This is a genomic window from Bacillus sp. TH13 (genome assembly GCF_016651175.1).
Classification (GTDB): domain Bacteria; phylum Bacillota; class Bacilli; order Bacillales; family Bacillaceae_G; genus Bacillus_A; species Bacillus_A thuringiensis_S.
In genome coordinates, this window is the sequence record NZ_JAEKEJ010000007.1 from 271,672 (window position 1) to 282,659 (window position 10,988).

Below are 10,988 nucleotides of genomic sequence, written 5' to 3' on the forward strand. Positions count from 1 at the left end.
TGAAAAAAAGTTTGTTGCCACCATAGGGCTATGAAGTTTTTTGAATATGAAACGTGGTATACAGTAGGATAAATCTTTCTAAACCATTGATTTCATAGGGTTTTAGGCTAATTCTTTTTCAAAGTTGTAGCCATCATATAGCTATAACGTTTCATGTTTTTTGTAGGATGAGAAATTTCCATAGTTTTCGTATAAACACTGATATATAGGGAGTTATAACTGTTTTTAAATGAAAAGTTGTAGCCATCATACCGCTATAAACATTTTACTTCGTTTCATGTTTCCTGCCGTCATATAGCTATAACGTTTCATGTTTTCAAAATAAATAAATTTATATAAAAAACCGCTGTAACCATTGGTGTATAAGGGTTTTTGTGAGGTTTTATGAGGTCAGTTGTAGCCATCATATAGCTATAATGATTTTATCGAGTTTTTGTTCATATTTTATGAAATGGCTTTATATCAACGTTTATCACTAAAGCGCATAAAATAAAATTTTTTTTAGAAGAATAATTGTCAGGAGATTCTCGTTTCATTTTTTTAAAGTTGTAGCCATCATATAGCTATAACGTTTCATAAATCACGAAATTGTAGCCATCATATAGCTATTCATTATTAAAAGTAAGAAGTAATAGCCAAGATAAGACTATACAGTTTCAAATAAGGGCTTATAGCCACGATAAAGCTACATAGTTTCAAGTAAGAAGTATAGCCGTGATAAAGCTATACAGTTTTAAATAAGAAGTAATAGCCGGGATAAGGCTATGCAGTTTCAAGTAAGAGCTTATAGCCAAGATAAGGCTATATAGTTTCAAGTAAGAAGTAATAGCCAAGATAAGGCTATGCAGTTTCAAGTAAGAGCTTATAGCCAAGATAAGGCTATATAGTTTCAAGTAAGAAGTAATAGCCAAGATAAGGCTATGCAGTTTCAAGTAAGAGCTTATAGCCAAGATAAGGCTATGCAGTTTCAAGTAAGAGCTTATAGCCAAGATAAGGCTATGCAGTTTCAAGTAAGAGCTTATAGCCAAGATAAGGCTATATAGTTTCAAGTAAGAGCTTATAGCCATGATAAGGCTATATAGTTTCAAGTAAGAGCTTATAGCCATGATAAGGCTATATAGTTTCAAGTAAGAAGTAATAGCCAAGATAAGGCTATGCAGTTTCAAGTAAGAGCTTATAGCCAAGATAAGGCTATATAGTTTCAAGTAGAAGTAATAGCCAAGATAAGGCTATGCAGTTTCAAGTAAGAGCTTATAGCCAAGATAAGGCTATATAGTTTCAAGTAGAAGTAATAGCCATGATAAGGCTATGCAGTTTCAAATAAACCTTATAGCCAAGATAAGGCTATGTAGTTTCAAATAAGAAGCAGTTTTATATAATTAAAGACAAGTAAAGGGAATTTAAATGATCCACAATAAAACCTGTGAAAACCAACAATTGTGAGGATTATTCAGATAACATTTCAAATTAAAGGTTATGTGGTTTTCTAAATGGGAAAAGTAAACGCATTTTGATTCATACATTCGTTTAAAGTGAACTTCCATCAGTGGGAGTCTTATAGCCTGCGAATGGTGGAATGAAAAATGGACTAAGAATTTAATCTTAGTCCATTTATTATTTTATATCCATTTTGTATGGAATGTACCTTCTTTATCTACTCGTTTATACGTATGCGCTCCAAAATAATCGCGCTGCGCTTGCAATAAGTTTGCCGGTAGTTTGGCAGTACGATAGCTATCATAATAAGAAATTGCTGCTGAAAATGCAGGTATCGGAATGCCCTGTTGTACCGCCATTGAGATAATTTGGCGTAATCCGCCTTGATATGACTCTACAATTTCTTTAAAGTATGGATCAAGTAAAAGGTTCGGTAGGTCAGTGTTAGTCTCATAAGCCTCTTTAATGTTCTGTAAAAAGGCAGCACGGATAATACATCCGCCTCTCCAAAGCATAGAAATGCTGCCAAAATCAAGGTTCCAATTATATTCCTCAGAAGCTGCCTTCAATTGCGTGAATCCTTGTGCATAAGAACAAATTTTACTCATATATAAAGCTTGGCGCACTGCTTCAATTAATTCAGCTTTTTCAACTCCAATTGCTGTTTTATCTTTAGGGCCAGATAAAACTTTGCTTGCGTTCACACGCTCTTCTTTTAAAGCAGAAATGCAACGTGCAAATACAGATTCCGTGATAATAGGCAGAGAGATACCTAAATCAAGTGCGCTTTGACTTGTCCATTTACCTGTACCCTTTTGTCCTGCAGTATCAAGAATAACATCCACTAATGGCTTACCAGTTTCTTCATCTTTCTTCTTGAAGATATCGGCTGTAATCTCAATTAGATAGCTGTTCAATTCACCTTTATTCCATTCAGCAAATATTTCATGGAACTCTTCTGCAGTCAAATCAAGTGTTTGTTTCAAGAAGAAATATGCTTCACAAATTAATTGCATATCTCCATACTCAATACCGTTGTGAACCATCTTTACATAGTGTCCTGCCCCATTAGGTCCGATATAAGAACAGCAAGGCTCGTTATTCACTTTTGCAGAGATGTTTTCAAGCATATCCTTTACTTTTTCGTATGCATCCTTCTGTCCGCCTGGCATAATAGATGGTCCCTTCAATGCACCCTCTTCGCCGCCTGACACACCTGCCCCGATGAAATTGATTCCTTCTTCGGCAAGACGTTTGTTTCGGCGAATTGTATCGACAAAGTATGTATTACCACCATCAATTAAAATATCACCTTTATCAAGGTGAGGGACTAGAGAATCAATTGCTTTATCTGTAATTTCCCCTGCATTAACCATTAATAAAATCTTTCTAGGTGATTCAAGTGAGTTAACAAACTCTTCAACTATATGAGTACCAACTAAGTTTTTACCTCGGTTTTCCTCAATGATTTCATCAACTTTTTCCTTTGAAATATCATATAGGGCAACAGAATACCCTTTGCTCTCAAAGTTAAGTGCGAGGCTTTTTCCCATAACGCCCACACCAACAACTCCAATTTGTAACTTTTCCATATTCCATCGTTCCTTTCCATGTATGTTACTCTGTATTATAGTATATATACCTAAAATATCACTTTAATCAAATAATCAATCTTTTTCATTTCAATAGGCTCCGCCAGTATTCGTACATAAGGTTATAGGGACACGGCACATCACTATCAAGTTAAAAAATAAAGAGAAATTGTCATCCTTATTAATCAATCATGAAAAATAACCGGTTAATTATGAAAAATCACATTAAACAGCTTCCGTATCCCTTTTACTGTTTAGAAAGATCTATACAAATAAACTTAGTAATAAGGTAAACCCTAATCCGGCTACAGAAACGATAGTCTCAAGTAAAGTCCATGTTGCAAATGTTTCTTTCATGCTTAAACCAAAGTACTCTTTGAACATCCAGAAACCAGCATCGTTCACGTGTGAAGCAATTAAACTACCAGCCCCTGTTGCAAGGACAACTAAAGCAAGGTTAACATCAGATTGACCTAACATCGGAATCACTAAACCGACAGTTGTTAATGCAGCAACCGTAGCAGACCCCAATGAAATACGTAAGATGGCAGCGATAATCCATGCGAGCAAGATCGGTGATAATGAAGTTCCTTTGAATAATTCGGCTACATAGTTACCAACGCCGCCATCAATTAATACTTGTTTGAAAGCTCCGCCTCCACCAATAATTAAGAGCATCATCCCAATATTCGAGATCGCTGTTGTACAAGATTCCATCACGTTTTTGATTGGAATATTTCTTGCCAATCCCATTGTATAGATCGCAACTAGTAAGGATATCAACATGGCAGTATCCGCATTCCCAATAAACTCGATCGTTGCTAGTAAACTATTATCTTTAAATCCCATTGTTTTTTGCAGCAAAGTAATAATTGTAGCGACTGCCATTAAAAGAACAGGTAGTAAAGCGGTAAAAACACTGATTCCAAAGCCAGGAGTTTCTTCAAGTTTAAATACTTTCTGCTCACCTAATGATTGGATATTACCGGTTTTTGTGAACGCCTCAGGTACTAGTTTTTTTGCAAGTTTAGTAAATACAGGTCCAGCTAACACAACAGTTGGAACCGCTATCATAAAACCGTAAAGTAATACTTCACCGATGTTTGCATGCAATTCACCAGCGATAGCAGTTGGTCCTGGGTGTGGTGGTAAAAATCCGTGTGTTACAGATAAAGCAGCTGCCATCGAAATACCGAGATATAAGATAGAAACTTTTAATTCTCTTGAAATTGCAAATACAATCGGAATTAATAATACTAATCCTACTTCAAAAAATAATGCAATCCCGATAATAAATGAGGCAGTCACAACAGCCCATTGAATGTTCTTTTCACCAAATTTTTTCACAAGGGTCATGGCAATGCGTTGTGCACCCCCAGAATCTGAAAGCAACTTACCTAACATCGCACCAAGTCCAAAAACGAGTGCTAAGTGCCCAAGTGTTCCGCCTAATCCCGCTTCAATGGTTTTAAAAATCTTTTCTGGTGGCATTCCAAGTGCTAAAGCAACCCCGACCGATACAATGATTAATGAAATGAAGGTATTTAATTTAAAGCGCATAATCAGTAAAAGTAATGCTAAAATCCCAATTGCTACAATGACTAATGGCATCGTAGTTCCCCCTAATCTTAGCTGTATTTGTATTTATCCCGCTATTCGTGGGAAGTAAGGCCCCCCACCTCGAGATTTAGATAGAAGCGAGGCGTGGGGAATTACTCATGAAAGTTTTACTTTATTAAATTTCTTTGATAATTTGCAATTCGTGTATAATCATCTTCTAGTGCCCTTGATAGGTTAATAAATATCGGCAGTAATTGTCTGTATTCTTTTGTTGCTTCTTCTTTCGGTGTATGTTTGTAGGTACTCCCAACCATTTCGGAAACGATTTCAAAAGAATCAATTTTTCCTGTGGCATAGAGACCTAATATACATGCACCTAGACAAGAGCTTTCGTAGCTCTTTGGAACAACGACTTCAGATGCAAAAATATCAGACATCATCTGTCGCCAAACGTCAGACCTTGCGAAGCCGCCTGTTGCTTGAATACGAGTTACAGGACCATCCATGCATTCGGTTAATGCTAAAAATACAGTGTATAAATTATATATAACGCCTTCTAAAGCTGCACGAATCATATGTTCCTTCTTATGTGACATCGTTAAACCGAAGAAGGAGCCACGTACATCTGGATTCCATAATGGTGCACGTTCCCCTGCGAGGTATGGATGGAATAATAATCCGTCTGCACCAGGTCTCACACGTTCAGCTATTTTAGTTAATACATCGTATGGATCAATTCCTAGTCTTTTCGCAGTTTCTACTTCTGATGAAGCAAGTTCATCACGAATCCAGCGAAGGACCATCCCTCCATTGTTTACCGGTCCACCAATTACCCAATGCTTTTCCGTTAAGGCATAACAAAATATTCTTCCTTTTTTATCTGTTTGTGGTTTATCAATGATGGTCCGAATAGCACCACTTGTTCCAATTGTGACAGCAATCTCACCTTTTCGAATTGCATTCACACCTAGATTAGAAAGCACCCCATCACTAGCACCAATGACAAACGGTGTTTGTGAATCGATACCAATCTTTTGGGCTAAATCTGGATTGCAGTTGCTAAATATTTGGGTGGTTGGTACGAGTTCAGATAATTGAGCTGGTGTTATACCAGCAATTTTTAAAGCTTCCCCATCCCAATCTAGTTTTTTTAAGTTCATCATACCCATGCATGAGGCGATGGAATGATCAACAACATATTGATCAAAGAATTGTTTGAAGATATATTCTTTGATTCCAATATATTTCTTCGTTCTAATAGCAATTTCCGGATGATCATTCACAATCCATGTAATTTTACTTAATGGTGACATTGGGTGAATAGGTGTTCCTGTTCGTCTATAAACTTCATGGCCATTCAGTTCATCTTTGATTTTATGTGCCCATGCCTCACTGCGATTATCTGCCCAAGTAATACAAGGTGTCAGCGGCTGATCATTTTCATCCATGGCAATGACACTATGCATAGCACTGCTAAATGAAATAAACGATGGTTTTTTATCTGAATGCTGTTTCGTTATATTTGATATCGCTTGTAAAACAGCTTGGAAAATCTCTTCTGGGTCTTGTTCCGCTGTGGATATATCCGGTGTGCGAAGTGGATAACCAATATTCTCGGTTTGGATGATTTCGCCTTTTTCAGTAAATAAAACTGCTTTCGTACTTGTTGTACCGATATCTATACCTAACATATAGTTACTCATGTCCTTGCTCAACTCCTTTAGATAACATTTGTTGTGACATCCAGAGGTCTTCGACTTTCCCTTGCACATCATCAAAGTTTTGATGTAAGGCCTCAATCATGAGGGCTCGATCTTTTGATTCGATTGCTTTTATATAAAGCTCATGATTTTTAATAATCCGTTCAAAGTCTTCGTATTTTTCCTTGAAACGAGTACGCATTGATAAAAGGATTAAGCTTTCCATAACAGGCTTTAAATTATTCCAAATCATCAGGATGTAGGAATGCTCAATGGTTCGAATAATCGTTTCATGGAATAAGAGATCTTGATAAGAAAATTCATCAGAATCATGATATTTAATGGCGATTTTCATCATTTCCATTATTTTATTTAGTTCTCTTACTAAATCATTTGTGTCCATCTTTCCAAGTCGCTCAAAGATAAATGTTTCTATAAGTAAACGAACATCATATATTTCTTCGATTTCTTTCTCGGTTAAACCAATAACAACTGCGCCCATTCTTTCTAAGCGAATAATATTTTCAGAAGCTAGTAATTTTAATGCTTCACGAACGGGTGACCGACTTACAGAAAAATCGGCAGCTATTTTATTTTCTGACAGGATGGTACCGCTTTCAATTACGTCTGCAATAATGCGCATTCTCAATTCGCTCGCAACACGATCACCTGTAGAAGCTTTTGAAAGCCATTTTTCAGGATAAAGAAATCCCATTGATTTTGTCATAAACCCACCTCTTGTTAATCAAGTATACTTGTATACAAGTATTATAACTTGGATTTTTAATTATGCAAGCGCTTTTATTGTTTACTTTGGTTCTTTTAGAGGAAAACCCCATAATTAATAAGCTAACAAGTCGAGTCGCCCCAAAAACTATTATTATTGATGGAGAAGATTTAGGGAATGGAAAACTGAAGAATATGATATCCAAGGACTTACATCAACATATTTACCATTCGGGTTTACAACTTTTTGAATCATAAATATAGATGTTAAAAATGTAACAGTAACTGAATTTGAGCATTAAAAACTTTCAAAAATTGAAATTGTATTGTAAAGTAATGATTTTACAAATAGAAGCAGTTTTATATAATTAAAGACAAGTAAAGAGAATTTAAATGATTCACAATAGAACGAGTAAAAATCAGTAATTGCGCGGATTATTCAGATAACATTTCAACTTAAAGGTTATGTAGCCATCATATAGCTATGACGTTTCATAGTTTTAGGATTTAAATTATATTGGTTATTAACATTGTTAGGAGGTACTTAAATATGGAGAAAGTATTAGTATTGTTCAGTGACGCCCTCCTACTTGCTGCTCCAATCTATGAAGAAAATAAGCAGTTATGGGCCAAATGGAAAAAATATTATAACGAAGTACAAGAGAATCACGATAAATTAGTAACATCAGCTAATATATCCCCTTCATTCTCAACACTTGTTTCTTGGTTGGGTCAGAAACAAGAACAAGGAATATCGTTGTTGAACATTTATGCGAATCTAGATAAATATAAAATTGAGATTCAAAATGTATTAGATAAAATCATTGAACAAGAGTTTGGAGAAAAGTTTGAAGCAGTTGAACCAACTCAAATTTCAAATCCTGAACATGGTCATATAAAAGAGCATATAGCAGATATACCTGACGACTATTATCCCGTATCTAATGACGCAATGTACTATCAATTACGTGATGGAATAGCAAAAAATCAGTTTGAAGAAGATGAAGTAGCAGCAAAACAGGTACTGCCATTAGAAACAAAGAATTCAAGCGGAGTTGCACAACTATCTTCACATAAAGATGAGGATTTGAGATTAGTGAATACAAATGAAGCAGAAAGATGGTCTATATTGGTTGATGGGGTAATTAGTAATATGGATGATCTTACAGCAGATTGTTTGGATACCATTACAATACAATGGTTAAATCAAGCTAAATCTCCAGATGAATTCATAGATTTTAGTTATGAAAATGTATTGGAATTATGTAATATGCCAAAAGCATCAGCAAACGGTGTAGAGTATTATCGTGCGGAAGATAAGATTAAAGTAGCACAACGTATTGCAGCGTTAGCAAGCATCTTTATTTATTTGAATGATGATAATGAAGTTGTAGTATTGAACGATCAAGCTGAAACTGGGGAACAATTTGAAGTAAAACGTGAAGTAATCAAAAGGCTATTCGTACTGGACTCTGTAGTGTTATGGAGAGATAAGAATACTAATGAATATATGGGGATAGAATCCTGTAAGATTAAACCAGGTAGTTTCTTATCGGGCTATTTGTATGGATCTAATAGCACAACTGCTTTATTGTCGAAAAAAGCATTAGAGTATAATAGCTATAGACACAAGTTTCATAAACGTTTAATACGTTATTTATCCTGGCAGTGGCGAATTCGTCAACAATACAGTACTTTAAAAAGACCATACTCCATTGGTGGAGAAAAAGGTTTATTATCTGTAATGGGTATTACAACCACAAAGGGTCGCCCAACTCGAATTCGTGAACAACTAGAAAGTGTTTTAATTGATTTAGAAAAAGAAAATGTAATTTCACATTGGGCGTATGCAGAGGAATTGGATGAAACAAAGATAGGAGAACGTAATTGGTTTAAGAATTACTATTCCAAATTAGGAATCATTATCTTACCACCCAAAGAATTGATGAATAATATAGATAGTATGGTAAAGAAAAAAGTAATAGGTATGCAAGAGAAGCAGGAAGACCATTATATTGCAGGGACAGTAAAACAAACTCCTGAGGGATCAGAAGATGTGATACGAGAAAAAATTATGTATCAGCATATGCATCAAAATAAAACAATGCGTGAGATAGCAGATGAAATAGGTCTATCCCCTGCTACACTATCAAGATTCTGTAATAACAAAATGAAGCGTATTTCAAAAAGTGTTAATGAAAAGCTAAACAAGTGGTATGAAAGACAAATGATTATAGAGTCTATGTAAAAAGAAGCAGTTACCTTTAACTGGAGAGGTACCTGCTTCTTTTTAGTTTGTTCATATTCTGCTTTTGCTTTGAAATAAACTTTGTTCACAATATATTTCACTAATTATTCTCAAGAACGTCGTGTAACCTCTCAGCAAACTCTTTATAATGCACTGTGTTGTATCCCGTATGGTGTCCGGGAAACTCAGCAAACTCTGTTCCGAGTTGTTTTGCTAAGTTGACTGCGCAATGGTAAGGAAAAAATTCTTGTGAAACACTTCCGCCGGCTGGAAGTACTTGTATCAATACAGATTTTAATGGAGTCTTTAATGCATCGATATTTAAAGTATATTTGAGAATTCCTGGGATTTCATACTCAGTGAAATACGTCGAATTATCGAGTAGCCGCTTTGTTAGTACATCTTTCGATAATCTGAAATTGGTATCATCAATATTTGACAATAACTTCATAACCTCACTTCGATGATTTTTCTTAAGGTCTTCCATGAATTTTATAGCTTGATTGAACTCATTTTCAGGTAAAAGTTGTAATAAAACTGGTTCGTGTGAGATTAGTAACTGTATCTGCTCAGGATGGCGTATGCACAGATCAAGTCCGATGACAGCACCAGAACTACTTCCGAATACATAAGCTGGTTCATCGGTCAGATTGGCTAGCAGTCGGTGAGCGTCTTCACTATGTGTGTTCACATGATAATCCTCAGTCTTATTCGCGAGATTGCTACGTGAATGACCACGACGATCGTAAGTAACAACTGTATACCAATTAGCAAGATGGTCGGCGATATTATGGAACTTATCGGCATCACCACCCCCACCATGGATCAAAAGAAGAATTGGACCTGAGCCACGCACCTCATAGTAGATGCTCGCTCCATGTACTTGCAATGTTCCGTTTTTTACTATCCTCATTTGTACATCCTTCCCTTCTTCTGTCATCTCCCTTAACACTACACGATTGGTGAAGGATATAAAATGCAAGAAACAACTAAGAAACAAATTTGCCATTAGAAAGAACAATGAGCGTCATTTCATCAGTGCATCCATTTTATTTAGAGCAGACAATTATTTTATGTAAGTATCTCAATTAGAGATAATCTATTTCTCGCCTGACTTTTCCAAAAGAAAGTTTAAATTGCCATGATATAAACAATTCCAAAATTGTCTATTGTAGTTATCATCATTAATTAATATGTTATTATCAAGCTCGACTAATTTGTTCTTCAAATCATGAAAAGTCTTTATTAGATCACAATCTTTGTAGTGCCCCTGCTCTATTAGCTGAACCCAATACTTTTTAAAGCAATTGAAGCAGGAATGCATTTTCTCTATAGAAGAATTAACAAAATATCTTTCTACTCTTTCTATAATTTCATGCTCTAGCTCATATATCTCCCCTGTGGGCTGGTAGATAGTAATTAGATTACCTGAATCCATATTACTCCCAATAACAAGGTATGGTTTAAACTTCTCTAAACTCGTTAAAAACGCTTCTGTATATTCTTTATCCAATATCGATAATGAAAAATCATTTTGTTTTGTCCATTCCACTACATCTAAAAGAAAACCATTTGAATAGGTGTAAAATTCTACATTGAGACATTCGAATTCATTTCCTTTAATTTGATGATTAAGTAAAAAGTGCATACTATCAATGGGCAAATTCAATTTGGCTATTTCCAATGTCATTCCTCCAACCCTTATTATGTAATCCATTTTCTGCT

Annotated in this window: 7 protein-coding genes; 1 reads left to right on the top strand and 6 read right to left on the bottom strand. The window is 35.4% G+C overall.

Annotated features, from left to right (window positions below; all coding sequences use genetic code 11):
* Positions 1-1,619 precede the first annotated feature (1,619 nt).
* From gndA to gntR, 4 genes are all read right to left on the bottom strand, one after another.
* On the bottom strand, positions 1,620-3,029 hold the full coding sequence (gndA, locus tag JFU02_RS03065; protein WP_074651167.1) for an NADP-dependent phosphogluconate dehydrogenase: 1,410 nt from the start codon (positions 3,027-3,029) through the stop codon (positions 1,620-1,622).
* Positions 3,030-3,293: 264 nt separating this feature from the next.
* Positions 3,294-4,640, bottom strand: a complete 1,347-nt coding sequence (gene gntP / locus JFU02_RS03070; RefSeq protein ID WP_001131723.1) for a gluconate permease GntP — start codon at positions 4,638-4,640, stop codon at positions 3,294-3,296.
* A gap of 116 nt (positions 4,641-4,756) precedes the next feature.
* Entirely contained in the window at positions 4,757-6,292 is a 1,536-nt protein-coding gene (gene gntK, locus JFU02_RS03075; RefSeq protein ID WP_201069674.1) for a gluconokinase, read from the bottom strand.
* The gene (gntR, locus tag JFU02_RS03080; protein ID WP_201069681.1) at positions 6,285-7,016 is read right to left on the bottom strand and encodes a gluconate operon transcriptional repressor GntR; all 732 of its coding nucleotides are present in this window, start codon (positions 7,014-7,016) and stop codon (positions 6,285-6,287) included. The genes gntK and gntR overlap by 8 nt, the downstream gene beginning before the upstream one ends.
* A 549-nt stretch (positions 7,017-7,565) precedes the next feature.
* Between gntR and JFU02_RS03085 the strand changes: the two genes are divergently transcribed.
* The gene (locus JFU02_RS03085; protein ID WP_201069683.1) at positions 7,566-9,263 is read left to right on the top strand and encodes a helix-turn-helix domain-containing protein; all 1,698 of its coding nucleotides are present in this window, start codon (positions 7,566-7,568) and stop codon (positions 9,261-9,263) included.
* A gap of 100 nt (positions 9,264-9,363) precedes the next feature.
* Here the strand turns inward: JFU02_RS03085 and JFU02_RS03090 are convergent, their stop codons facing one another.
* Complete coding sequence (locus JFU02_RS03090; RefSeq protein WP_201069685.1) at positions 9,364-10,272, bottom strand: alpha/beta fold hydrolase; 909 nt, start codon at positions 10,270-10,272, stop codon at positions 9,364-9,366.
* Between the two features lie 90 nt (positions 10,273-10,362).
* Complete coding sequence (locus tag JFU02_RS03095) at positions 10,363-10,953, bottom strand: SUKH-4 family immunity protein (RefSeq protein ID WP_074651172.1); 591 nt, start codon at positions 10,951-10,953, stop codon at positions 10,363-10,365.
* Between the last annotated feature and the right edge of the window lie 35 nt (positions 10,954-10,988).